The 24,728-nt window shown below is 68.5% G+C and carries 21 protein-coding genes; 12 read left to right on the top strand and 9 right to left on the bottom strand.

The window, feature by feature from the left end; all coding sequences use genetic code 11:
* Nucleotides 1–142 precede the first annotated feature (142 nt).
* The 4 genes from J8I35_RS33225 to J8I35_RS33240 form a co-directional block, all read right to left on the bottom strand.
* Nucleotides 143–475: a hypothetical protein gene (locus J8I35_RS33225; RefSeq protein WP_171984430.1), complete on the bottom strand. Its 333-nt coding sequence runs from the start codon at nucleotides 473–475 to the stop codon at nucleotides 143–145.
* 435 nt (nucleotides 476–910) lie between these two features.
* Entirely contained in the window at nucleotides 911–2,698 is a 1,788-nt protein-coding gene (locus J8I35_RS33230) for a chloride channel protein (RefSeq protein WP_209929289.1), read from the bottom strand.
* Nucleotides 2,699–2,712: 14 nt separating this feature from the next.
* The gene (locus tag J8I35_RS33235) at nucleotides 2,713–3,126 is read right to left on the bottom strand and encodes a helix-turn-helix domain-containing protein (protein WP_209929290.1); all 414 of its coding nucleotides are present in this window, start codon (nucleotides 3,124–3,126) and stop codon (nucleotides 2,713–2,715) included.
* 120 nt (nucleotides 3,127–3,246) lie between these two features.
* Entirely contained in the window at nucleotides 3,247–4,419 is a 1,173-nt protein-coding gene (locus tag J8I35_RS33240) for an HPP family protein (protein ID WP_050012776.1), read from the bottom strand.
* 360 nt (nucleotides 4,420–4,779) lie between these two features.
* On the opposite strand from J8I35_RS33240, the gene J8I35_RS33245 reads away from it, so the two are divergent.
* Nucleotides 4,780–5,748, top strand: coding sequence for a LysR family transcriptional regulator (locus J8I35_RS33245; RefSeq protein ID WP_209929291.1), 969 nt, complete (start codon nucleotides 4,780–4,782; stop codon nucleotides 5,746–5,748).
* A gap of 27 nt (nucleotides 5,749–5,775) precedes the next feature.
* On the opposite strand, the gene J8I35_RS33250 is transcribed toward J8I35_RS33245, so the two are convergent.
* A complete protein-coding gene (locus J8I35_RS33250; protein WP_050012774.1) occupies nucleotides 5,776–7,140 on the bottom strand; it encodes an MFS transporter in 1,365 nt (454 codons plus the stop codon).
* A 64-nt stretch (nucleotides 7,141–7,204) separates the two neighbouring features.
* Entirely contained in the window at nucleotides 7,205–8,143 is a 939-nt protein-coding gene (locus J8I35_RS33255) for a 2-hydroxyacid dehydrogenase (protein WP_209929292.1), read from the bottom strand.
* Between the two features lie 113 nt (nucleotides 8,144–8,256).
* Here J8I35_RS33255 and J8I35_RS33260 point away from each other — a divergent pair, with 113 nt between their 5' ends.
* The 6 genes from J8I35_RS33260 (at nucleotide 8,257) to J8I35_RS33285 (ending at nucleotide 15,330) form a co-directional block, all read left to right on the top strand.
* Entirely contained in the window at nucleotides 8,257–9,165 is a 909-nt protein-coding gene (locus J8I35_RS33260) for a LysR substrate-binding domain-containing protein (protein WP_209929293.1), read from the top strand.
* Nucleotides 9,166–9,441: 276 nt separating this feature from the next.
* Nucleotides 9,442–10,473, top strand: coding sequence for a TRAP transporter substrate-binding protein (locus J8I35_RS33265; RefSeq protein ID WP_209929294.1), 1,032 nt, complete (start codon nucleotides 9,442–9,444; stop codon nucleotides 10,471–10,473).
* 3 nt (nucleotides 10,474–10,476) lie between these two features.
* Nucleotides 10,477–12,363, top strand: a complete 1,887-nt coding sequence (locus J8I35_RS33270; RefSeq protein ID WP_209929295.1) for a TRAP transporter large permease subunit — start codon at nucleotides 10,477–10,479, stop codon at nucleotides 12,361–12,363.
* An 8-nt stretch (nucleotides 12,364–12,371) separates the two neighbouring features.
* Complete coding sequence (locus tag J8I35_RS33275) at nucleotides 12,372–13,457, top strand: LacI family DNA-binding transcriptional regulator (RefSeq protein WP_209929296.1); 1,086 nt, start codon at nucleotides 12,372–12,374, stop codon at nucleotides 13,455–13,457.
* On the top strand, nucleotides 13,454–14,476 hold the full coding sequence (locus J8I35_RS33280) for a hydroxyacid dehydrogenase (protein WP_209929297.1): 1,023 nt from the start codon (nucleotides 13,454–13,456) through the stop codon (nucleotides 14,474–14,476). Before J8I35_RS33275 ends, J8I35_RS33280 begins: the two co-directional genes overlap by 4 nt.
* On the top strand, nucleotides 14,473–15,330 hold the full coding sequence (locus tag J8I35_RS33285; protein ID WP_209929298.1) for an amidohydrolase family protein: 858 nt from the start codon (nucleotides 14,473–14,475) through the stop codon (nucleotides 15,328–15,330). The genes J8I35_RS33280 and J8I35_RS33285 overlap by 4 nt, the downstream gene beginning before the upstream one ends.
* Before the next feature lie 134 nt (nucleotides 15,331–15,464).
* Here J8I35_RS33285 and J8I35_RS33290 read toward each other — a convergent pair whose 3' ends face one another.
* The gene (locus tag J8I35_RS33290) at nucleotides 15,465–16,553 is read right to left on the bottom strand and encodes an ionic transporter y4hA (protein ID WP_124554931.1); all 1,089 of its coding nucleotides are present in this window, start codon (nucleotides 16,551–16,553) and stop codon (nucleotides 15,465–15,467) included.
* Between the two features lie 541 nt (nucleotides 16,554–17,094).
* Between J8I35_RS33290 and J8I35_RS33295 the strand changes: the two genes are divergently transcribed.
* The 5 genes from J8I35_RS33295 (at nucleotide 17,095) to J8I35_RS33315 (ending at nucleotide 22,818) form a co-directional block, all read left to right on the top strand.
* A complete protein-coding gene (locus J8I35_RS33295; RefSeq protein WP_209929299.1) occupies nucleotides 17,095–18,651 on the top strand; it encodes a 3-hydroxyacyl-CoA dehydrogenase in 1,557 nt (518 codons plus the stop codon).
* 55 nt (nucleotides 18,652–18,706) lie between these two features.
* Nucleotides 18,707–20,029 (top strand): phenylacetate--CoA ligase PaaK, encoded by a 1,323-nt coding sequence (gene paaK, locus J8I35_RS33300; RefSeq protein WP_124554929.1) that lies wholly within the window; start codon nucleotides 18,707–18,709, stop codon nucleotides 20,027–20,029.
* 38 nt (nucleotides 20,030–20,067) lie between these two features.
* A complete protein-coding gene (locus tag J8I35_RS33305) occupies nucleotides 20,068–20,868 on the top strand; it encodes an enoyl-CoA hydratase-related protein (protein WP_124592834.1) in 801 nt (266 codons plus the stop codon).
* Nucleotides 20,869–21,005: 137 nt separating this feature from the next.
* On the top strand, nucleotides 21,006–21,677 hold the full coding sequence (locus J8I35_RS33310) for a MarC family protein (protein WP_209929300.1): 672 nt from the start codon (nucleotides 21,006–21,008) through the stop codon (nucleotides 21,675–21,677).
* Between the two features lie 160 nt (nucleotides 21,678–21,837).
* Nucleotides 21,838–22,818 (top strand): aldo/keto reductase, encoded by a 981-nt coding sequence (locus J8I35_RS33315; RefSeq protein ID WP_209929301.1) that lies wholly within the window; start codon nucleotides 21,838–21,840, stop codon nucleotides 22,816–22,818.
* A gap of 42 nt (nucleotides 22,819–22,860) precedes the next feature.
* Here J8I35_RS33315 and J8I35_RS33320 read toward each other — a convergent pair whose 3' ends face one another.
* Together J8I35_RS33320 and J8I35_RS33325 are read right to left on the bottom strand one after the other, a co-directional pair.
* On the bottom strand, nucleotides 22,861–23,727 hold the full coding sequence (locus J8I35_RS33320) for a CPBP family intramembrane glutamic endopeptidase (RefSeq protein WP_050012870.1): 867 nt from the start codon (nucleotides 23,725–23,727) through the stop codon (nucleotides 22,861–22,863).
* Nucleotides 23,728–23,812: 85 nt separating this feature from the next.
* A complete protein-coding gene (locus tag J8I35_RS33325; protein ID WP_050012762.1) occupies nucleotides 23,813–24,469 on the bottom strand; it encodes a VC0807 family protein in 657 nt (218 codons plus the stop codon).
* Nucleotides 24,470–24,728: the final 259 nt, after the last annotated feature.

Genomic DNA, 24,728 nt, shown 5'->3' on the forward strand with positions numbered 1-24,728 from the left:
CTCAGCGCAACGTTTACAACCACTCCTTCCACAAAACAAAAATGCCCTTCGGTCGCTTAACTGAACGGCATTACCGCCGAAGCGGGGCTGGTCGCAAGCGGATGGCGCAAGGCCATCCGAAGCGCCTGTTCTCGTTACTGCGTTACAGGCAGGCGTTGATGTCGCCGGCGGACGCTGCGTCGCCACGCACGCCGACCCACGTTTTCGCACCCGGCTTCCACGACGGACGAACCATCGCGGCGGCGCCGTTCGGCGGCTGCTGGCCCGGTGCATACACGTCGGTCGCGAGGCCATTGGCCAGCACGTTCTGCGAGATCACCTGTTGTTGCGACTTGTCGGCCCAGGTCTTGGCGATGCACGCCGACACCTCGGGCGCGTCTTTCTGGCTTTGTCCCACGTTCTGCACGGCAGGTTCGGCGGCATGAGCAGAAATTGCCACGGTCAATGCGATGAGCGGTAAGTATTTCACGTTCACGTTATCTCCCTCGAGTCGTGATTGATTGAGTGGGATGCGCAGCAATGCTGCGTGCAAGTGAGATTCCATCCTGCAAGCACGGTTCCGGCCATTCCGAAACAAGTTGTTAACGCGCTTGCCAAATGGCGGCTCGGATGCTGCGCATGTTGCTGCGGCGCGGCATGCGTCGTGTACGGTTCGACGTCATGCGTGGCGCGGTCCGCGCGCTGCCCGATCGTGGTGTGGTGAAGTGACGGCCGCGGCTGGCGGGATGTCTGTGCATCCCGCGCCGCGACGCTTTATCTGATGACGAAGTGGAATGGCTGATGGATGGCCCCGTCGCATGAGCACCATGATGACAAACTTTCGTCTGCCGAATTGTTAACCAACTTTAAACGCAGGAAGGCGGCGGGGAAGCGATGCGCGGCCGGGCGAACGCCCCGCATGCGGTTTGTGTCAGCTGGCCTTGCGCGAGCCGACGTCGCGCAGGTTGACCGGAACGACCGGACGGAAGCGCTCGCGCTTCTGTTCGTCGTCGAAGTGCTGGAGCGCCGGCTTGATCAGGTCGCTGCGCGACACGATGCCCGTGACGCGCAGCGATTGTTCGTCGGCGACCACCGGCAGGCGTTCGAGGCCGAGCATCGCGAGGCGAGACGCGACGACGCGGCACGTTTCGTGCGCCAGCGCGACGGCCGGTGCGCGGTTGGCGAACGCGTCCGAGATCGGCGTGTCGGCGCCGGCTTGCGCGCGCTGCGCATCGAGCATTGCGCGATCGACGAGGCCGAGCAGTCGCCCGTGCTGCACGACCGGATACGCGCGGTGCGTCTGCCTCGCGCCGAAGTATTGCGCTTCGACGGTATCGAGCGTCGTTGCGCCGTCAATCGCGACGAGCCGATCGGCCGACGTCATCACTTCGCCGATGTCATGCCGTTCGAGCGGATCGACACCGTATTCGCGATAGATGTGATAGCCGCGACGTGCGATTTTCTCCGTCATGATCGAGCGCTTCATCACGATGGTCGCGAAGCCGTGCGCGACGAGCGTCGCCGCAAGCAGCGGCAGCAGCGCGTTGGCGTCGTGCGTGAGGCCGAACGCGAACACGATCGCGGTGAGCGGGGCGCCGAGCGTCGCGCCGAGCGTCGCGGCCATGCACACGAGCGGCCACAACGCCGGATCGCCGCCAGGCAACACCGGCGACAGCACGGTGCCGAGACCGGCGCCGAGCATCAGCAGCGGGGCAAGCACACCGCCCGACGTGCCCGAGCCGAGCGCGATCACCCACATCACGGCCTTCACGATCAGCAGCGCGAGCGCGATCTTCAGCGCGATGTGCTGCAGCAGCAGGTCGCCGATCACGTCGTAGCCGACGCCGAGCGCGCGCGGCTCGAGCCAGCCGCCGACGCCGATCACGATCGCGCCGAGCGCCGGCCACCACATCCAGTGCACGGGCAGCTTCGCGAATGCGTCTTCGACGCGATAGAGCGCCGCCGACAGGCCGCACGCGAGCATGCCCGACAGCAGGCCCGCGACGATGCACGACAGCAGCGCGACGGGCGTCGGCGCGGCCGTCGTCAGCGGAAACAGCGGATCGACGCCGAAGAACACCGCGCGTGCGAAGCCGGCCACCGCGCATGCGAGCGCGACCGGCAGGAAACTGCGCGGACGCCATTCGAACAGCAGCAGTTCGACCGCGAGCAGCACGGCGGCCACCGGCGTGCCGAACACGGCCGTCATGCCGGCGGCCGCACCGGCGACGAGCAGCGTCTTGCGCTCGGCGGCGGTCACGTGCACGCATTGCGCGATCAGCGAGCCGAGCGCGCCGCCCGTCATGATGATCGGGCCTTCGGCGCCGAACGGGCCGCCGCTGCCGATCACGACGCCGGACGACAGCGGCTTGAGGATCGCGACCTTCGGCGACATCCGGCTCTTGCCGAACAGGATCGCCTCGATCGCTTCGGGAATGCCGTGGCCGCGGATCTTCTCCGAACCGAAACGCGCCATCAAGCCGACGATCAGCCCGCCGATCACCGGGACCGCGATCACCCAGGCGCCGAGCGTGTTGTTCGCGGGCGAATGGTCGGCGAACGACAGTTGCTGGAAGAAGAACAGGTTCGTGAACAGGCGGATCAGGCTCAACAGCACGAATGCGGCGAGCGTGCTGAGCAGGCCGATCCCGGCGGCGAGCAACGCGATCCTGGGCAGGCGTTCGTTGGTCGAGAAATCGCGTTTGTGTGGTGCGTTCATCGGAGTGGCAAGGGTCAGTAATCGATCTGGGGAACCAGGAACGTGCCCTTGAGCGACTTCAGCTCGGCACGATGCATGGCCGCGAGACGGGCAAGCAGCGTTTCGCCGGCCGGCTCGAGGTGGACTTCGACCTGGCGGCGGTCGGCTTCGCTCGGCTTGCGCTTCACGAGCCCGAGTGCTTCGCAGCGCGTCACCAGCGCGACGACGCCGTGGTGCTGCGCCTGCAGGCGTTCCGCGAGTTCGCCGATGGTCGCCCATTCGCGATGCGGATAACCCTTGATGTGCAGCAGCAGCAGGTATTGCAGCGGCGTCACGCCTTCGCTTTGCGCGGCGCGTTCGGAGAAGCGCTCGAAGCGGCGCATCTGGTAGCGGAACTCGGACAGTTGCTGGAAATCGCTTTTCGTCAGTGCGGGTCGGGTATCGGTCATCGAGGTCATTCGGGCAGTCGGTTGCGGTGACGATTAATATATCACAATGTGATATAAATGGCCGAAATCGGTCGGATTGGCTGCATTCCGCGTTCCGCCGGCGGCTACATGTGGTGCGCGCTACGCGGCTTCGAGCATTTGGGTCTGCTGATAAAGGCCCGTGACGAGATCCGTCTGCGTAATGATGCCGACGAGCCGGCGTGATGCATCGACGACCGGAATATGGTGGTGGCCCGAATGCGTGAACAGCGGCACGAGCGCGGTGATCGGCATCGTTTCCGGCACCGACGCGACGTCGCGCGTCATTACCGACGCGACGCTCGCGGGCTGGCCGCCGAACGATTGCGGCAGCCGCGCGGACAGGCGCTGCCACAGCGGGGCCGGATGGCGCAACTGGCGCGTGAGGTCGGCGCGTGTGACGATGCCGATGAGGCGGCCTTCGCCGTCGACCACGGGCAGCGCCTTCACGCGGTGGCGGTCGAGCAGCGTGAGCGCGGCCGTGACCGACGTCGACGGCGCGACCTCGATCGCATGCTTCGTCATCAGGTCGGCGCACTTCAACTGGCCGAACGTGCGCGTATAAGCCTGCATTTCCGTTTCGCGCAGCAGCGTTTCGAGATCGTCCGGATCGACGTCGAGCCATTCGCTGCGGCGCTTCAGTACCGCATCGAGGTCGTCGCGCGTGAAGCCGCCGCGCGCCGGTGCGGCGCCCGCCTGCGGTTTCGCTTCGGGGCGCACGCCGCCGTGCGGGTAGCGGTGCCCGGTCAGCGCGTGGTAGAGGAGCGCGGCCGACAGCAGGATCGCCGATTGCAGCGCGATCGGCTGCAGCACGAAGCCGAAGCCGAGCGAATGAATCGCCGGGCCGCCGACCACCGCGGTGAGCGCGACGGCGCCCGACGGCGGGTGCACGCAGCGCAGCGCGAACATGCCGCCGATCGCGCAGGCAATGGCGACCGCGGCGGCCGTGATCGGATCGGCGATCCATTGCGCGCACGCGACGCCGACGGTCGCCGCGACGAGATTGCCGCCGACGATCGACCAAGGCTGCGCGAGCGGGCTCGCCGGCACCGCGAACAGCAGCACGGCCGACGCACCCATCGGCGCGACGAGCAGCGGCACGAGGCCCGGCACGCCGGGCAGCAACCGCATCGTGACGCCGACCGTCGCAATGCCCACGAGCGCGCCGGCGCACGCGCGCAGGCGCTCGCGCCAGCCGAGGGTCATCGGATGGGGAATGAAACTGTGCAGCCATTGCCGCAACGTGCGGCGCGACGGGGAGGAGCCTGACGACATGGATGGTGAGCGGCAAAAGGACGGCGCCGGGGCGCGGTGACAAGCGTCGAATTATATCGTGTTGTGATACAAATTGCCGCGCCGCATCACGCCGTTGCACGCGCACGACGTACAAGTCTTGCAAAATCCTTTCATCGCATGAGAGCTTGCGCGCGCATCACCGCACAAATTTGTCTGCAGCGGCGTACAATTCGGCGCAGTCAATTCCCCCGTCATGCCAGAACCCTGTCCTCGATGCCCGCTCTCCCGCCTTCTCCCCGGCACGGTGATCGATTCGACGCGGTTCGCGGCCGCGTTCCGTTGCCCCTCTGACGCGAGCGCCGCCGACGCCTCCCCACCGACTCTCTCCAAGCCAATTCAATGGACATGCTCGAAAACATGCGCCTGTTCGTGCGCGTTGTCGAAGCCGGCAGTTTTACTGCGGTCGCGAAGGAAATCGACGCGACCACCGCGCAGGTGTCGCGCGCGGTCTCGAACCTCGAAGCCCACGTACAGACGCGCTTGCTGCATCGCACGACCCGCCACCTCGGCCTGACCGAAAGCGGCGAACGCTATTTCGAGCGCGCGAAATCGATCCTCGCGGAACTCGACTACGCGAACGCGGAGGCGCGCAACGCGCTGCTGCGGCCGAGCGGCAAGATGCGCATCCATGCGATGACGGGGCTCGGGCAGAGTCATGTCGTGTCGTCGATCGTGCGCTACCAGGCGGACAACCCCGACGTGTCGGTCGAGCTGACGCTCGCGCAGCGGATGCCGAATCTGGTCGAGGAGGGCTATGACGTGTCGATCGTGACCGCGTCGCAGTTGCCCGATTCCGGCTATGTCGCGCAGACCTGTGGCACGAGCTGCAGCGTGCTGGTCGCGTCGCGCGAATACCTGGCGCGGCACGGCACGCCGCAGACGCCCGACGAGCTGCCGAACCACGTATGTCTGCGCCTCGACACGCCCGCGTCGCCGGCCGGCGAATGGCGGCTCGAACGCAGCGACGGCGAGGAGACCGTCTACGCGCTGCAGCCGGCGCCATTCCAGGTCAACGTGCCGGATGCGCTGTGCGTCGCGGTGCGTGCCGGACGCGGGATCGCGTGCGTGGCGCTGTATACGGTGCTCGACGATATCCGCGAAGGGCGCCTGATCCGCGTGCTGCCCGAATACCGGCTGCAGACGGTGAGCGTCTATGCCGTCTATGCGACGCGCCGTTATCTCGATGCGAAGATCCGCACCTTCCTCGATCACCTGCGCACGACGCTCACGCCCGCGCTGGAGCACGATCTGCGCGAACTCGACCGGCTGACGACCGAGCACGCGCCAGCCGGCCGTCAGCGCGCGTAACGGTGCGCCGTCGCACGGCCGCGACGTTCATGCGGCCGGCGCGATGCGGATCCGCTCGAAGCGGCCCGCGAGCCACGTGTACGCGGCAATGCCGATCAGCCCGTGCGCGGCGACGAACCACAACGCGCCGGCGAACGAACCCGTGCTCGCGACGAAGTAGCCGATCACGAGCGGCGTGACGATCCCGGCGATGTTGCCGAGACCATTGAAGACACCGCCGCTCAGCCCGACCATGCCTTCCGGCGCCGTGTCGGCGAGCACGGCCCAGCCGACCGCCGCGAGTCCCTTGCCGAAGAACGCGATCGTCATCAGCGCGATCACGACCGCGTTCGACGATGCGCCGTTCGCGAGCACGAGCAGCGTCGCCATCGCCATCCCCGCGACGAACGGCGTCTTGCGCGCCCGTGACGGATGCATGCCGCGCCGGATCAGCCAGTCCGACAGCAGGCCGCCGAGCACGCCGCCCGTGAACCCGCAGATCGCCGGCAGCGCGGCGACCCAGCCGGCTTCCATGATCGTCATCCCGCGTCCCTTGATCAGATAGATCGGGAACCACGTGATGAAGAAGTAGGTGAGGGCCGTGATGCAGTACTGGCCGATGTAGATCGCCCACAGGTTCCGGTGGCGGAACAGTTGCGACACGTCGCGCCACGACGCGCGCGGCCGCTCGCGCACGCGGTTCGCCTCGAGATCGACGAGCGCGCCGTGGGCGCGCAGGTAGTCGCGCTCCGCGTCGGTCATGCGCGGGTGGCCGTGCGGTTCGCGATACCACGCGAACCACAGTGCGGCGAGCGCGATGCCGAGCAGCCCCATCCACAGGAATACGTGTTCCCAGCCGAGCGCATGCGTGAGCCACGCCATCGCCGGCGTGAACAGCACGACGGCCATGTATTGCGCGGAATTGAACAGCGCGGACGCGGTGCCGCGCTCGGCCGTCGGGAACCAGCAGGCGACGATCCGCGAATTGGCCGGGAACGCCGGCGATTCGACCAGGCCGAGCATGAAGCGCATCACGAACAGCGCGAGCGTCGCGGCCGCGCCCTGCACGGCGAACCCGCCGACCGTGCCTTGCAACATCGTGAATATCGACCACAGCAACAGGCTCAGGCCGTACACGCGCCGCGCGCCGAAGCGATCGAGCAGCCAGCCGCCCGGAATCTGGCCGATCGCATAGGCCCACGCGAACGCCGAAAAGACGATGCCGAGCTGGACGGGCGTGAGTCCGAGGTCGTGCGCGACGCCGGTGCCGGCGATCGACATCGTCGCGCGGTCCGCATAATTGATGACGGTGACCGCGAAAATCAGCGCGAGGACCGCATAACGGACGCGACCGATCGTGCGCGACGCGGCGGACGATGCGGCGAGCGCAGCGCCGCTGGATCGATTGGACATGCATGTCTCCTGGCCTTCGTCGTGCGAAGGCATCGGTGTTGTAACGGGAAGGGGCGTGCCGCGCTCAGCGCGTGACGCTGGTCGGCGGGCGCTGGCCCGCGAAGCACGCGGCGAGGTTCGCGAGCACGATGCGGCCCATTGCCTCGCGCGTTTCGTGCGTGGCGCTCGCGCGGTGCGGCTGCACGACCACGCGATCGAGTTCGAGCAGCGCGGCCGGCACGTGCGGTTCGTTCGCGAATACGTCCAGCCCGGCGCCGGCGATCATGCCGTCGGCCAACGCGCGCACGAGCGCGGCCTCGTCGACCAGCTTGCCGCGCGCGACATTGATCAGGAATCCTTTGGGGCCGAGCGCGGCGAGCACGTCGGCCGTCACGATCACGTTGCCGTGATCGGCCGACGCCGCGATCACGAGCACGTCGCTGTCGCGCGCGAGCGCGGCGAGGTCGGGCACGAAGCGATAGCCGCTGTCGCGATGCTCGCGCGGGCCGAAGTAACTGACGGGCATCCGGAATGCCTGCGCGCGCTGTGCGATCGCGCGCCCGACGCGACCGAGCCCGACGATGCCGAGCCGCTTGCCCGTGACCTGCGTCGCGAGCGGCTGGGCCGTCTTGCCCCAGCGGCCGGTGCGCACGATCCGCTCGCCGGCGCCGAGGTCGCGCAGCGTCATCAGGATCAGCCCGAGCGCCATGTCGGCGACGTCGTCGGTCAGCACGTCCGGGGTGGTCGTCACGTGGATGCCGCGCGCCCGCGCGCGGTCGAGATCGACCGCGTCCGTGCCGATGCCGCTGATCGCGACGATCTCGAGCGCGGCGAGCCGGTCCATCAGCGCGGCGGACAGGCCGTTCGCGCCGCCGGTCACGACGCCGCGAATGCGCGACGCCACGCGATCGAGCAGCGCGTCCGGTTGCTCGGCCGCATACAGTCGATGCACGGTGTAACGGGCGGACAGTTCGGCGTCGATGGTGTCGGGGAGCGGCTGCGTCAGCAGGATGTCGATGGTCATGAAAGTCTCGGTCGTCGTGCGCGACGTAGGCCGCGCATCAGGTGGAACCGAGTATAGAAATCGCATCGATATCGGTCTAACATCAAAAGACTATCGATTGATTCAAGATTTGAATGATTGAACTACACCAGCTTCGCTGCTTCGTCGCGGTTGCCGAGGAACTGCATTTCGGCCGGGCGGCCAGGCGGCTCTTCATGACCCAGCCGCCGCTCAGCCGGCAAATCCAGTTGCTCGAGCATGCGCTCGGCATCGCGCTGCTCGAGCGCAGCAGCCGGCAGGTCAGCCTGACCGCGGCCGGCGAACGTTTCCTGCGCGACGCGCGGCACATCCTCGAATTCTCCGCGCGCGCCGAGCAGGCCGCGCAGCGCGTCGCGCACGGCGGGGCCGGGCGCATCACGCTCGGTTTCACGGCCGTCAGTGCGTACCGGATGATCCCGGTGCTGCTCGCGCATGCCGCGCATGCGTTGCCGGACGTCGACGTCGAATTGCGCGAGATGGTGTCGACCGTGCAGATCGACGCGCTCGCGTCGCGGATGCTCGACGCGGGTTTTGTCCGCCAGCGCGCCGCGCGCCAGCCGCTCGAATACCGGCTCGTGCAGCGCGAACCGATGCTCGTCGCGGTCGCGGAAGGCGCCCCGCTCGCGGCCTACGCGCAGCTCGGCCCCGACGAGCTCGACCGACAGCCGTTCATCGCGTATTCGCCGAACGAGGGCAAGTATTTCCACGACATGATCTCGGGGATGTTCGCAGGCGCCGGGCGGTTGCCGAACTACCTGCACTACGTCGGCCAGACGCATACGATCCTCGGCCTCGTGCGCGCGGGGCTCGGCGCGGCGCTGGTGCCGGCGTCGGCGCGCGAGCTTCATGTGGACGGCGTGGTGTTCCGGCCGCTCGCGGGCGCGAACGTGGCGGCCGAGTTGTATCTCGCATGGCGCACGGACAACGACAATCCGGCGCTGCCGTTGTTCAACGCGATGGTCGAGCGGTTTCTGACCGGCAGCCCGGACGACGCGGGCGTTTAACGGCGCTTGCTCGCATGAGCGGGGCGTCCTTCCGCCCTCAAAAGTCTGTCGTCTGATGATGGTCCGTAGGTTCGAATTATTTCGGCGACATCTGAACGCACGAGAAACGGCGATCTTTCATCCAAAATTGCGCCGGAACCCACCCGCATACCACCCATCATTTCACCCCGGACAGGGCAAACCCTCATTTTTCTCTCATCGGTCGTCGTATTACTGTATCGATACACTAAATCGATACAGTTGCGTCGCGAGACGCACTCGCAAAGGAGACGGCTCATGAGTACCTATACCCGGCGGCGCTTTCTGCAGACGGTGTCCGCCGCCACGCTCGCGGCCGCGGGCAGCTTGCCGGAGACCGTGCGCGCGCAGCAGCCGGCGGTCACGCTGCGCTGCTCGTCGTCGATGCCGGCCGACCAGAACGCCGCGCACTACGTGTGGTACCAGCGTCTCGCCGCGAACCTGAAGGCGAGCGTCGGCGATGCGATTCGGGTCGACTACTTTCCGAACAGCCAGCTCGGCAAGGAAAGCGACGTCGTGCAGCAGGTCAAGATCGGCGCGATCGACATGATGATCGCGGGTTCGTCGATCTGGGCCACGATCGCACCGGAGCTCGGGATGCTCGATCTCGGCTACCTGTTCGACAGCTACGCGCACGTCGCGAAGGCGCTCGACGGCCCGGTCGGCACGAGCCTGAACGCGCTGCTGCAAAAGCGCGCGGGTTGCTCGGTGCTGACCTGGGGCTCGCATTTCGGCGGACGCTGCGTATTCACGAAGCAGCCGGTGGCGGCGCTGCCCGGGCTGAAGGGGACGAAGCTGCGCGTGCTGCCGACGCCCGCGTTCATGGATACCTTCAAGGCGATGGGCGCGGTGCCGACGCCGATCCCGTTCGGCGAGCTGTACATGGCTGTGCAGACGGGCGTCGTCGACGGCCTCGAACACGATCCCGCCACGGTGCTCGCGAGCCGTTTCGACGAGATCGTGAAGTCGTGCTGGCAATCGCACCACGTATTCGCGGCGATGACCGTCGTGATGGGGCGACGTGCGCTCGACCGGATTCCGGCCAGTCTGCGGCCGGCGTTCGACCGCGCGGTGGCCGACGCGACCGTGCAGCAGCGCGCGATTGCCGCGCAGAAGGCCGCGCAGGCGGAGCAGGCGCTGAAGCAGCGCGGCATGGCGTTTCACCCGCTGGCCGAGGGCGAGCACGCGGCGCTGCGGCAGACGATGCAAGACCGCCTGTATGTGGCGTTCGCGAAGCAGTATCCGGCCACTGCGCCGCTCTTTCCGGCGATCGCCGCCGCGCGGGGTTGAGCGATGGACATGCATTCCGTCTCGGGCGCCGCGCCGGCGCCCGCCGCAGGCCGCCCGGCGCATCGCGCCGCCCGCGTGCTGGATGCGGTGCTGCGCTGGATCGAGATCCTGTCGGCCGCGGTGCTCGCCGTCGACGTGCTCGTCGTGTTCGTGTCGGTCGTGTTCCGCTATTTCCTGCACGACCCGGTCGACTGGGCCGAGGAGGTGGCGAGCGCGCTGATGATCGTGCTGGTGTTCTTCGGCGCGGCGACGGTGCTCGGGCGCAGCCAGCATGTCGGCATCGACGTGTTTCGCGGCCTGCTGCCCGCACGCTGGCAGGGCGCGTTGACCCAGGCCGGCCACTGGATCGTGGCGGCCGTTGCGCTGAACCTGCTGGTGTCGTCGAGCCAGTTGCTCGCGGATTCGTACGACCAGATGACGACGGGCGGCTTGCCGGGCTGGATCAACGGGTATCCGATGATGTTCGGCGCGCTGTTCATGACGGTATTCGCGCTCGCCAATGCGCTGAACGCGCCGCGCCGCCGGGTGATCGGCACGTTCGCGTGCTGTGCGGCGCTCGCGGCCGCCATCTACGGCTGGAACGCGCTGTGGCCCGCGCATGCGGTCGCGCCCGGCACGCTGCTCGTCGCGGGCTTCGTCGGCGGGCTGGTGCTCGGCGTGCCGATCGGATTCGTGCTGGCGTTTTCGGCGCTGCTGTATTTCCTCGCGGATCCGACGCTGCCGCTGCTCGTCTACTCGCAACAGGTGATGGCGGGGGCCGATCACTTCGTGCTGCTCGCGGTGCCGTTCTTCGTGCTGGCGGGGCTGCTGATGGAGTCCAACGGGATGTCGGCGCGGCTCGTCGAATTGCTGCTGCGGATGTTCGGACGCGTGCGGGGCGGGCTCGGCCTGATCGTGATCTTCGCGACGGCCTGCTTTTCCGGCGTGTCGGGCTCGAAGCTGGCCGATATCGCGGCGGTGGGCGGCGTCGTGATGCCGGCCGTGCGCCGCGCGCGGCAGGACCCGAACGAAACCGCCGCGCTGCTCGCATGCAGCGCGGTGATGGCCGAGACGATTCCGCCGTGCGTGAACATGATCATCATGGGCTTCGTCGCGAACATCTCGATCGCCGGGCTGTTCGTCGCGGGGATCGTGCCGGCGGCCGTGCTCGCCGCGTCGCTCGCGATCGTGACGGTGATCACCGGACGCAAGATCGACGTGGCCGAGGTATTCGGCGAGCGTCGCGCGTGGCTGCCGCTCGCGGGCGGCGCGCTCGTCGCGCTGGTCATGGTTGCGATGATCGGCAAGGGCGTGACGTCGGGGATCGCGACGTCGACCGAAGTGTCCGCGTTCGCGGTGGTCTATGCGCTCGTCGTGGGCTGGCTCGCGTTCCGCGAACTGACGTGGCGCTCGGTCGGCCGCGTATTCGTGCGCGCCGCGTCGATGGCGAGCGGCATCCTGTTCATCGTCGCGGCGGCGTCGAGCGTGTCGTTCGCGCTGTCGATCGAGCAGATTCCGGCCCTCGTCTCGGGCACAATGACGGCGTTTGCCCATCAGTACGGCGCGACGATGTTCCTGCTGCTGTCGGCGCTGCTGATGATCGTGTTCGGCGCCGTGCTCGAAGGCGCGCCCGCGCTGATCATCTTCGGGCCGCTGCTCGCGCCGATCGCGCTGCAGCTCGGCATCCATCCGCTGCATTTCGGCACGGTCGTGGTGGTGGCGATGGGGTTCGGGCTGTTCGCGCCGCCGGTCGGGCTCGGGCTGTTCACGACGTGCGCGATCACGGGCACCGAGGTCGGCCGCGTGGCCCGGCCGATGGTGAAATACCTGCTGGTGCTGTTCGCCGCCCTCGTGGCGCTGATCTTCGCTCCGGCGTTTTCGTTGTGGCTGCCGGCCCATTTCGGCCTGTAGCCCGTTCCATGCAAGACGACATGAGTACGATTCAGGACGTGGCCCGTCATGCGGCCGTTTCGGTCAGCACGGTTTCGAACGTGCTCAACGGACGCACCGACCAGATGAAGCCGGCAACGCTCGAGCGCGTGAAGGCGGCGATGGATGCGCTGCAGTACCGGCCGAGCACGCTCGCGCGCCAGCTCAAGACGGGGCAGACGCCGCTCGTCGGGCTGCTGGTGCCGTCGATGGCGAACCCGATGTACGGCTACATCGCACGCGAAGTCGAGGCCTGCGCGCAGGAACGGTATGGTCATCGCGTGCTGATCGGCAACACGTACCGCGATGCGCGCAAGGAGGCGTCGTTCTTCGACGATCTCTACGCGCATGGCGTGCGGCGCGTGATCGTGATCTCGTCGCTCGCCGACGAAAGCCACCTCGAGCGCGCGGCCGAACGCGGGATGACGGTCGTCAGCTACGACCGTCGCGCGACGCCCGGCGAGCAATCGAAGGTCGATCACGTGACGGCCGACAACGAGGCGGCCGCGCGGCTCGCGGCGCGCCGCCTCGTTGACGCGGGTCATACGCGGCTCGCGTTCGCGACCGTGGCCGGCATCACCGTGAGCCGCAGCGACAAGATCCGCGGGTTTTTCGCCGTGGCAAGCGAGGCGGGCGGCGCCATGCAGGCCCGCGTGCTCGACGGCGGCCCCGCGAACGAATACGGCGACTCGGTGATCGTCGATGTCGGGCGTGCGCTCGGCGCCGAGCTCGCGGCCGATCCGGCGCGGCCGACCGGTATCGTCGCGGTCAACGACCTGTTCGCACTCGGTCTGATGGCCGGGCTGCGCGACGGCGGGCTGCGGGTGCCGGACGACGTGTCCGTCATCGGGATGGACGGTCATTTCCTGTCGGCGATCTCGTGGCCGGCGCTGACCACGGTGCAACTGCCGGTCACCGAAATGGCCGGCGAGATGGTGCGGCGCGTGATGCGGCAGGAGGGCGACGCGCCGTCCGCACCGGGGCAATGCGTGTTCGCGGACGTGACGCTCGTCGAGCGCGCATCGGTCGCGCCGCCGCCGCCGGATGCGGCCGGTACGAGCGGAGGTCAAGCATGACGCGCGTCTACGTCACGCATCCGACTGGGATGATCGACCACTACTTCGGCGCCAAGGCGTTGCGCGCGCTGGGCGCGCTCGCGAACGTCACCTGCAACCCGCACGATCGCGAACTCGGTACGGACGAACTGATTGCCGCCGCGCAGGGATGCGACGCGATCATCGCGTACCGGCAGACCCCCGCGCCTCGCGAACTGTTCGCGGGGCTGCCCGCACTCGCCGCGTTCCTGCGTTGCGCGGTCGACATCCGCACGATCGACGTCGCCGCGGCGAGCGCGTTCGGCGTGCTGGTCACGCAGGCGAGCCCCGGCTTCGGGCCGGCCGTCGCCGAGTGGGTCGTCGGCGCGATGATCGACCTCGCGCGCGGAATCGGCGGTTACGCGGATGCCTACCATCGTGGTGCACCACCGGTGCCGAGGATGGGGCGCGAACTGCGCGGCAGCACGCTTGGTCTGATCGGCTACGGGCAGATCGCGCGTCATCTCGCACCGATCGCGACGGCGCTCGGGATGCGTGTGCTCGTCAGCGATCCTTACGTGCGGATCGACTCGCCGCCGCTTGAACAGGTCGATTTCGCAACGTTGCTGCGCGACGCGGATTACGTCGTCTGCCTTGCGCCGGCCACGCCGGCCACCGCGAACCTGATCGATGCGGCGGCATTCGCCGCGATGAAGCCGGGCGCGTATTTCATCAATGCGTCGCGCGGCGAACTCGTCGACGAGCAGGCGCTTGCGGACGCGCTCGACGGCGGCCGGCTCGCCGGCTGCGCGCTGGACGTCGGCCGCGCGGCGGACCAGATGCCGCCTCCCGCGCTTGCCGCGCATCCGCGCGTCATCGCGACCCCGCACATCGGCGGACTGACGCTGCCGGCGATCGAACACCAGGCGCTGGAGACGGTCGACCAGCTTGCCGCGCTGCTCGATGGACGGGTGCCGAACGGCGCGGTCAACGCCATGCAGGCGACGCGGCTCGCGCGCTGGCGCAGGTCGAGCGCATCCGTCGGCCAGGGGCTGCAATGACGCGCGACGGGGCAGACGGCATGCGGTTCCCGGATGCGTGCGATTGCCATATCCATATCTACGACGATGCGTATCCGCTCGCGCCGACGGCGACGTTTCGGCCGCCCCATGCGCCGGTGGATGCATATCGGCGCATGCAGCGGGCGCTCGGCCTCACGCGTGTGGTCGTCGTGCAGCCGACCGGCTATGGCTTCGACAACCGCTGCACGCTCGACGCATTGGCCGCTTTCGGTTCGCGCTCGCGTGGCGTCGCGACGTTGCCGGTCGACGTGCCGGACGCCGAGCTGGAACGTCTGCATGCCGCCGGCATGCGCGGCGTGCGGTTCATGATGCTGGCGGGCGGCACTGCGCAATGGGGCGATCTGGAGCGGATGGCCGCACGGATCGCGCCGCTCGACTGGCATATCGATCTGCAGTTCGACGGTCGCACGCTGTGCGATATCGAACACGCGCTATCGCGGCTGCCGGCGCGCGTGGTGATCGATCACACGGGCAAATTCCTGACGCCCGTCGCACCGGATGCGCCATCCTTCCTCGCACTGCGCCGCCTGCTCGATCGCGGCCACGCATGGGTGAAGCTGTCCGCGCCGTACGAGACGTCGCGATCCGGCGCGCCGGGCTACGACGACGTCGCGCGTCTTGCCGCCGTGCTCGCGCGCGGCCATTCGGCGCGCTGCGTGTGGGGCAGCAACTGGCCGCACCCGAACGCATCGCCGGTGCCCGACGATGCGCGCCTGCTCGGCTGGCTGCGCGATTGCGCGGCCGACGACACGACGGCTCGCGCAATCCTGGTGGACAACGCGGCTGCGCTCTACGGATTCCACGCCGATACGCGGCGCGATGACGCGACGTAACGCGTTGTCGATCCGGACGCATTGTGCGATTGCGACCCGGTGACGGCGGCGTGAAGCGAAGGAGGGCGGAAGGGACGGGAAGACGTGCACGCGGCCCGGCGGAGAGGATTCGCCGGGCCGCGCGCATCGGGACGTCAGTGCGTGAACGACAGGAACAGATAAGCGGCGAACAGCGCGACGTGCACGACGCCGTGCAGCACCGTCGTGCGTCCCTGGCTCAGCGTGAGCGTGCTGACCAGCAGCGTGAGCGCCAGCAGGACCGTTTCCATCGCGCCGATCCCGAGCGTGAGCGGCTGGCCGACCCAGATGAATACGGCGGCGACGGTCGGGATCGTGAGCCCGATGCTCGCGAGCGCCGAACCGAGCGCGAGGTTCATGCTGGTCTGCAGGCGGTTCGCACGCGCGGCGGTGACGGCCGCGAGCCCTTCCGGCAGCAGCACGAGCGCGGCGATCACGATACCGACCGCGGCTTCGGGCGCGCCGAGCTTCAGCACCGCATGCTCGACGGCCGGCGACAGCAGCTTCGCGAGCAGCACGACCGCGACGAGGCTCGCGAACAGCAGCACCATGCTGATGATCGCGGTGCGGTTGCTCGGCGCGGCCGCGTGCACCGCTTCGTCCGCGCTGTCGTGCGCGGCGAGGAAGTAGTCGCGGTGGCGCACGGTCTGCACGAACACGAACGCGCCGTACAGCACGAGCGACGCGACGCCGGCGAACGCGAGCTGCGATTTCGAGAAGAACGGGCCGGGCGCGGCGCTCAGGTAGTTCGGCATCACGAGCGACAGCACCGACAGCGACGCGAGCACCGCGAGCGCCTTGCTCGCGCCGCGCCCCTGGAAGTCCTGTTCGCCGTGCTTCCATGCGCCGACCAGCAGGCAGATGCCGACGATGCCGTTACAGATGATCATCACGGCGGCGTACACGGTGTCGCGGGCGAGGCCCGATTTTTCCGGGCCGGCGCCGAGCATCACCGACACGATCAGCGCGACCTCGATGACGGTCACGGCGACCGCGAGCACCAGCGTGCCGAACGGTTCGCCGACGCGGTGCGCGACGACTTCCGCATGATGGACGGCGGCGAACACGGCGCCGGCCAGCGCGGCGGCGAACACCGCGATGACGAAGCCTTCGGCTGGCACGACGCGCGACAGCGCGAGTACCAGCCACGCGGCAAGCGGGGCCCAGAGGGTCCAGCGCGGGAGCTGGTTGGACGAGAGCGGCATGAGGGATTCCTTATGCGAGTGGCGGCGCGCGACGCGCCGTCACGGGTTGACGAAGCCCGGCCGTACTATCCGCCGAACGAGGACGATGAAACCGATGGGTGGCGGCACGCAGCGGTGCCGCCCTGGGTTCGCTGCCGCGAGGCGGCGACGGCGCGGGCGGGCCGAAGCCCGTCGCGGGATGAAACGATTCGATGCGGTTGCCCGCTGACAGCGCGACGAACAACACGTGGCGACGCGCGGGCCGGAGCCGCGATTCGACCCCGAAAGGGAGCGACGGACGGCGGTGATGTCGCGACACGCATTTCCCCTGGAATCCGGCGATTTGTCGAATTTTATCAGGCGATCGGGGGGCACTATCTCATATTCGAATCATTACATTGACCTTTCGGTTTACAAAAAGTGCCCCGGCCTGTCGATTTTTTGTCGTTGCAGCTTCCGTAACGGTGTCTTGCACGACACATTCGGGCTCGCCCTGACATAAATCTACCGACCGGTCGGTTTATAATCGCTCGCACTTCCACTTCATGACGGATCGCAAGCGATGGCTGTTTCCTCTGCACATTCGGTGAATTCGGGCGCGCTGGCGCCGTCGGCCGTCGTCGGCGTGATCGGCGCCGGCGCGATGGGGGCGGGCATTGCGCAGGTCGCGGCCGCGGCCGGCCATCCGGTGCTGCTGTACGACCTGAACGAAGCGGCCTGCGACAAGGCGCTGGCGGGCATCCGCGCGCAGTTCGCGCGGCTCGCGGAGAAGGGCCGGTTCGAACCGGCGCAGGCCGATGCGGCCGGCAACCGAATTCGCGCCGTGCGCGCGCTGGCCGACTTCGCGGGCGCTGCGCTGATCGTCGAGGCGGCGGCCGAGCGGCTCGACGTGAAGCGCGAAATCTTCGCGACGCTCGAGCGTCATGTCGACGACGCCTGCGTGCTGGCGACCAACACGTCGTCGATCTCGATCACGTCGATCGCGGCCGGGCTGCGCGTGCCGCAACGCGTCGCCGGCCTGCATTTCTTCAACCCGGCGCCGCTGATGGCGCTCGTCGAGGTGGTCAGCGGGCTCGCGACCGCGCCCGAGGTCGCGCGGATGCTGCATGCGACCGCCGCCGCGTGGGGCAAGCAACCGGTGATGGCGAAATCGACGCCGGGCTTCATCGTGAACCGCGTCGCGCGGCCGTATTACGCGGAGGCGCTGCGCGTGCTGAACGAACAGGGCGGCGCGCCGGCCACGATCGACGCGGTGATGCGCGAAGCGGGCGGCTTCCGGATGGGGCCGTTCGAGCTGATGGACCTGATCGGTCACGACGTGAACTTCGCGGTGACCGAGTCGGTGTTCCGCGCGTACTTCAACGATCCGCGCTACACGCCGTCGCTGATCCAGCAGGAGCTCGTGAACGCGGGCTTTCTCGGGCGCAAGTCCGGGCGCGGGTTCTACTCGTATGCGGACGGCGCGACGCCGCCCGCGCCCGACCTCGAACCTGCACGTGACGCGCCGGCCGACGTCGCGCTGTTCGCGCAGGACGGCCCGGCCGCCGCGCTGCATGCGCGCTTCGTCGAACGCATCGCGACCGCGCGGCGCCACGACGCGCATGCCGACGCGCTGCTCGCCGTGGCCGGCCGCGCGTCGATCGCGTTGACCGATGGCCGTACGGCGACCGCGCGCGCCGCCCGGACGGGCGTGGCGGATCTCGTGCTCGTCGACCTGGCGCGCGATTACGCGCAGGCGGGGCTCGTCGCGCTGACGCGCGCGCTCCAGTGCAGCGACGCCGCGTATGCGGACGCGGTCGGCCTGTTCCAGCACGCGGGCTTTCGCGTCGTCGGCATCGCGGACGTGCCGGGGATGGTCGCGATGCGCACCGTCGCGATGCTCGCGAACGAGGCGGCCGACACGGTGAACCAGGGCGTGTGCTCGCCGGCCGATCTCGATCTCGCGATGGAGAAGGGCGTGAACTACCCGTGCGGCCCGCTCGCATGGGCCGATGCGATCGGCATCGGCCGCGTGCATCGCGTGCTGTCGAACCTGGCGGCGAGCTACGGCGAGGACCGCTATCGCGTGTCGCCGCGTCTTGCCGCGCTGCACGCGGCCGGCCGCACGTTCCGGTCGTGACCACCGCGTCACCTCGAACACGACAACGACATCACTCCATTGGAGGAGTACCCCGATGACTCACCCGACGCATCCCGCCGCCGCCCTCGAGCCGATCGAGACCGCCAGCCGCGACGAACTGCAGGCGCTGCAGCTCGAGCGCCTCAAGTGGTCGCTGCGCCACGCGTACGACAACGTCCCGCACTATCGGCGCACGTTCGATGCGGCGGGTGTGCATCCGGACGACCTGAAGTCGCTCGCCGATCTCGCGAAATTCCCGTTCTCGACCAAGAGCGACCTGCGCGACAACTATCCGTTCGGCCTCTTCGCGGTGCCGCGCGAGCAGGTCGTGCGCGTGCATGCATCGAGCGGCACGACGGGCAAGCCGACCGTGGTCGGCTACACGGCGCGCGACATCGACACGTGGGCGAACGTGACCGCGCGCTCGATCCGCGCGGCCGGCGGCCGCCCGGGCGATACGCTGCACAACGCGTTCGGCTACGGCCTGTTCACCGGCGGCCTCGGGATTCACTACGGTGCGGAGCGGCTCGGCTGCATGGTCGTGCCGATGTCCGGCGGGCAGACCGAGAAGCAGGTGCAGCTGATTCGCGATTTCGAGCCGAAGATCATCCTCGTCACGCCGTCGTACATGCTGAACCTGATCGACGAGATGGTGCGGCAGGGGATGGACCCGGCCGAATCGTCGCTGAAGATCGGCATCTTCGGCGCCGAGCCGTGGACGCAAGCGCTGCGCAATGAAGTCGAGACGCGCGTGGGCATCGACGCGCTCGACATCTACGGGTTGTCGGAAGTGATGGGCCCGGGCGTCGCGTGCGAATGCGTGGAGACGAAGGATGGCCCGGTGATCTGGGAAGACCATTTCTACCCGGAGATCATCGATCCCGTCACCGGCGAAGTGCTGCCCGACGGCAGTGAGGGCGAGCTCGTGTTCACGTCGCTGACGAAGGAGGCGATGCCGGTGATCCGCTACCGCACGCGCGATCTCACCGCGCTGCTGCCGCCGACCGCGCGCGCGATGCGCCGGCTCGCAAAGATCACGGGCCGCTCCGACGACATGCTGATCGTGCGCGGCGTGAACGTGTTCCCGAGCCAGATCGAGGAAATCGTCGTCGCGCTGCCGCAGTTGTCGGGCCAGTTCCAGATCACGCTGTCGCGCGACGGTCACATGGACCGGCTCGACCTCGCGGTCGAGTTGCGCTCCGAGGCGGTGGCATCGGTCACCGATGGCGATCGCGCGGCGCTCGCGCGCGAGCTGCAGCACCGGATCAAGACGATGGTCGGCGTGTCGTCCGGCGTGACGGTGCTGGCGGCCGGTGGTATCCCCGCGACCGCGACCGGCAAGGCGCGGCGCGTGATCGATCGCCGTCAGGCCGCCTGATGTCGCTGTGTGCCGTTCTACCCGAGGAAACCTGTTCGATGGATGAATTGAAGACCCTGGCCGTCGCGGTCGATGCGCGCGGCATCGCGACCGTCGCGCTGCAGCGCGGCGACGTGCTGAACGCGTTCGACGAGACGATGATCGCGGAGCTGACCGACGCGTTCACGACGCTCGGCCGGCGCGACGACGTACGCGCGATCGTGCTGCGTTCGGATGGCCGCGCATTTTGCGCGGGCGCCGACCTGCAGTGGATGCAGCGCGCGAGCGCGAACGACGCCGCCGCGAACCTGCGTGACGCCGAGCGGTTCGCCGCGATGATGCGCGCGATCCGGCAGTGCCCGAAACCGACGGTCGCACGCGTGCAGGGCCACGCGTTCGGCGGCGGCGTGGGCCTGTGCGCGGCGTGCGATATCGTGATTGCGAGCGACCACGCGCGTTTTTCGGTCAGTGAGGCGCGCTTCGGAATCCTGCCGGCCGTGATCGGCCCGTATCTGGTCGAGGCGGTCGGCCAGCGTCAGGCGCGCCGGCTTGCGTTGACCGCGACGCAGCTCGCGGCCGCCGAGGCCGTCGCGATCGGCCTGATCCATCAGGCCGTGCCGCTCGATGCGCTCGACGACGCACTCGAGCGGACGCTTTCGGAACTCGGCCGCAACGGCCCGCACGCGCTGATGGAGATCAAGCGCTTTTTCGATGCGATCGGCGAGTATCCGCCGTCGGACGAACGCACGGCGTTCACCGCGCAGACGATCTCCCGCGTGCGGGCGACGCCGGAGGCGAAGGAAGGCTTCGCGGCCTTCTTCGCGAAGCGGCCGCCGGCGTGGGAGACGGGCACCGAATAAGGCCGCGCGACGAACTTTCACGACGATCGACGGCGGAACCGGGCCGGCCGCATTTTGCATCTCGGGCGCGGGCGCTTGCACTACAATGCGTGACCCCCGGCGCGCTGCCGGCCCCGTCCCGACCGATGCTTCGCACGATGATCGTCAATCGCCTTGTCTCCGAGATCCTGTTCGGCTTTACCGGCCTGATCGGCATCATCAATCCGATCGGTATCGCGTTCCTGTTTCTTGAACGAACCGAGGCGCTTACCGTGCACGAACGGGATCTGCTCGCGCGGAAGGTCGCGTTCAATGCGTTCGTCGTGCTGATGGTCGCGTTCTTCGCCGGCACGCCGGTGCTGCATTTCTTCGGGATCTCGATGGAAGCGCTGCGGATCGGCGGCGGCTTCGCGGTTGCCGTCGCCGGCTGGCAGATGCTGAACGAACCGGACGGTCCGGGTGGCGGCGACACGCCGGTCAAGCCGATCGACGCGAACGCGATCATGACGCGCGCGTTCTTCCCGTTGACGGTGCCGCTGACGGTCGGCCCCGGCTCGATCGCGACCGCGATCGCGCTGAACGCGAACCGCACGCACAAGCTGTCGGAATTCATGCTGTCGAGCATCGTGTCGATCGCCGTGTCCGTGCTCGTCGCGCTCGTGATCTGGCAGGTCTACAGCCGCTCCGCGCTGCTCGCGCGCTACCTCGGTAGCGAAGGGACCAAGGTCGCGAAGCGCGTGTCGGCGTTCCTGCTGCTGTGCATCGGCGTGCAGATCATGCTGACCGGCTTCTCCGCGTTCCTGCAGCCGATCGCCGACCAGGCCAAGTAACCGGGGCCTTCCGGTTCGTCCTTCGAGGTCCGTCCTTTCACGCAGCCTGCATGCGGCGCGCGGTCATACGCGTTCGCGGCATGCGGGATACCATGCAACGTCTGGCGGATGCGCGGCGCGCATCCGGCCGCAACCCCCAACTTGAGTGGCGAGGCGTGCAATGGAATACGTGAAATTCGGGTCGACCGGGCTGGATGTGTCGAAGCTGGTGCTGGGCTGCATGACATTCGGCGAGCCGTCGCGCGGCACGCACCCGTGGACGCTGCCGGAAGCGGAAAGCCGCCCGATCATCCAGCGCGCGGTCGAGGCCGGCATCAACTTCTTCGACACCGCGAACATGTATTCGGACGGGACGTCCGAGGAGATCGTCGGCCGCGCGCTGCGCGATTTCACGAAGCGCGACGACGTCGTGATCGCGACGAAGGTGTTCTACCGGATGCGGCCGGGGCCGAACGGCGCCGGCCTGTCGCGCAAGGCGATCATGACCGACATCGACCAGAGCCTGAAGCGGCTCGGCACCGACTACGTCGACCTCTACCAGATTCACCGCTGGGACTACGGCACGCCGATCGAGGAGACGCTCGAGGCGCTGCACGACGTCGTGAAGGCCGGCAAGGCGCGCTATATCGGCGCGTCGTCGATGTTCGCGTGGCAGTTCGCTAAGGCGTTGCACACGTCCAAGCAGAACGGCTGGACCCGCTTCGTCAGCATGCAGAACCACCTGAACCTGCTGTATCGCGAGGAAGAGCGCGAAATGCTGCCGCTGTGCGAGGACGAACGCATCGCGGTGATCCCGTGGAGCCCGCTCGCACGCGGGCGCCTGACGCGCAACTGGGACGAGTCGTCGGAACGGCAGCAGAAGGACGACGTTGGCCAGCGGCTGTACGACGCGACGGCCGACGCCGACAAGGCGGTCGTCGAGGCCGTCGCGGCGATCGCCGCCGCGCGCAACGTGCCGCGGGCGCAGGTCGCGCTCGCGTGGGTCGCGCAAAAGCGCGGCGTGACCGCGCCGATCGTCGGCATTTCGAAGCCGCGGCAACTGGACGATGCGCTCGGCGCGCTCGCGCTGAAGCTGACCGACGACGAGATCGCCACGCTCGAATGCCCGTACGTGCCGCACGCGGTGGCCGGGTTCAATTGAGCGGCGGCGCGGGCGACACAGGCGTCGGCGCCGTCGCCGCGATCACCGCGCGGTAGCGAGCATTGGATAGGTGAACAGGCCGAAGTGCACGACGTTCAGCCCCGCATGCGCGAGCGCGGCGGCGAGCAGGCCGCCGCGCCGCCACGCGAGCCCGTAGCCGACGCCGGCCACCGTGCCCAGCACGATCCATGGCCAGCCGCCGGCCGCATGCGCGGCGCCGAACAGCACCGCGCCGGCCGCGAGCGCGACCCACGGGCCCCATGACCAGGCGCGGAGCACGCGGGTCAGCCCGCCTTGCACGTAGCCGCGGAACAGCGCTTCCTCGGCGAGCGTCACCAGCAACAGGTTGTTCGCGAGCCACAGCCAGCCGGACGGCGGCCATTTGGGCGCCCAGCCGACCATCCCGAACGCGAGCGCGCCGACCAGGCACGCGGCAGCCGTCGCGACGGCCGCCACGACGCCGGTGCGCAGCGCGCGCGACAGCGCGACGTCGGGGGCGACCCACGGCAGCATCCACAGCAGCCACAGGCCGACGAGCGGCTTGTCGAAATTCAGGTACATCGTGAACGGCACGGCGTCCGGCGTGAAGCGGATCGGCCCGATCACGCGCGGATTATGGAAGCCGGGAATCAGGTGCAGGCTCAGCGCGATCGCGAGCGCGGCAAAGACGACGTGCGCGGCGATGCGCACCGCGAGCGGGCGCCCGGGCAGCACGCCCCAGCCGGCCGCGATCAGCAGCGCGAACGGCGCCAGCGTGATCGGCGCAAGCTGGCCGAACGCCAGCGCGCCCGCATAGCCGAGCGCGGCGAGGCCGATGCTCAGGCCGTGCAGCGGGCGATGCCATGCGAATGCCGCGGCCGCGAACAGGGCGATCCAGATCGTGGCACAAGGAAGGAGCGAAAGGGACATGACGGGAAACGGATCGGCGGACGAGACGCCGCGCATCATACAGCAGGCGCCGTGACATGCCGCCGGGCAACGGGCCAGCCGCGTGTCAGCGGCCGGCCGTCTCGGTGACGCCGCTGCGGCCGGGGATGTCGACGCTGTTGCGCACGCGCATCCGCCGTCGGTACCAGAACGTCCACAGCAGCAGGCAGGCAAACACCGTATAGCCCATGACCGGCGACACGACGAGCACGCGCTCGACCGGCCAGTTGACGACCATCCACCAGCGCAGCAGCATCTCGATCGTCATGATGGCGCCCCACACGAACGTCATCAGCCGCAGCATCTGCCGCAGGCCCGGCTGCGCGTCCCAGACGGCTTCGAAGTGTGCGGCGCCGCCGTCCATCTCGCGGGCCACGGTGGCGCGGGCCAGATAGTAGATCAGCGGGCGTTCGCGGAACAGCGACAGCAGGAACACGATGCCGATCGTGCCCGACCCGATCGATTCGCGCATCAGCAGCGTGCGCGGGCTGCCGCCGAACGCCATCCCGACGATCGACAGCGTGATGCCGAGCAGCACGATGGCCGCCACCGCGTCGACACGGCGCGAGCGGATGAATTCGACGATCGACCAGACGATTGGCGGAACCGCCGACGCGTACAGCGCGCCGGTTTCGCCGAAATACGGATGCGCGACCCGATAGGCCACCCAGGGCAGCACGAGGTTGACGAAGAGTTCGAGAATCAGTCCGGCTCGCGGTTTCACTGTGCGCTAGTCCACGCAGGTCGGGGCGGACGCGCGAAAGGCGCCGTTGCCCTTGTTGCCTCGAAAAGGGTTCGGCCCAGTATATCGAAGAATCGTGCGCGGTTGCGGTGTCGCCTGCCGCGACGGCGATCCGCCGGATTGATCGGCGCACGCGGCAGCAGGGCCGGGGGCGTCCTGCACGATCGCTCCGTGGTGTCGTGTCGCGGCACGTCGTCGATCGGGATGCATTGGCGGTACGCGAGCCTGCGCGGCGCGGCGT

This window comes from Burkholderia sp. CpTa8-5 (assembly GCF_017815045.1).
In the GTDB taxonomy this organism is placed as follows: Bacteria; Pseudomonadota; Gammaproteobacteria; order Burkholderiales; family Burkholderiaceae; genus Burkholderia; species Burkholderia sola.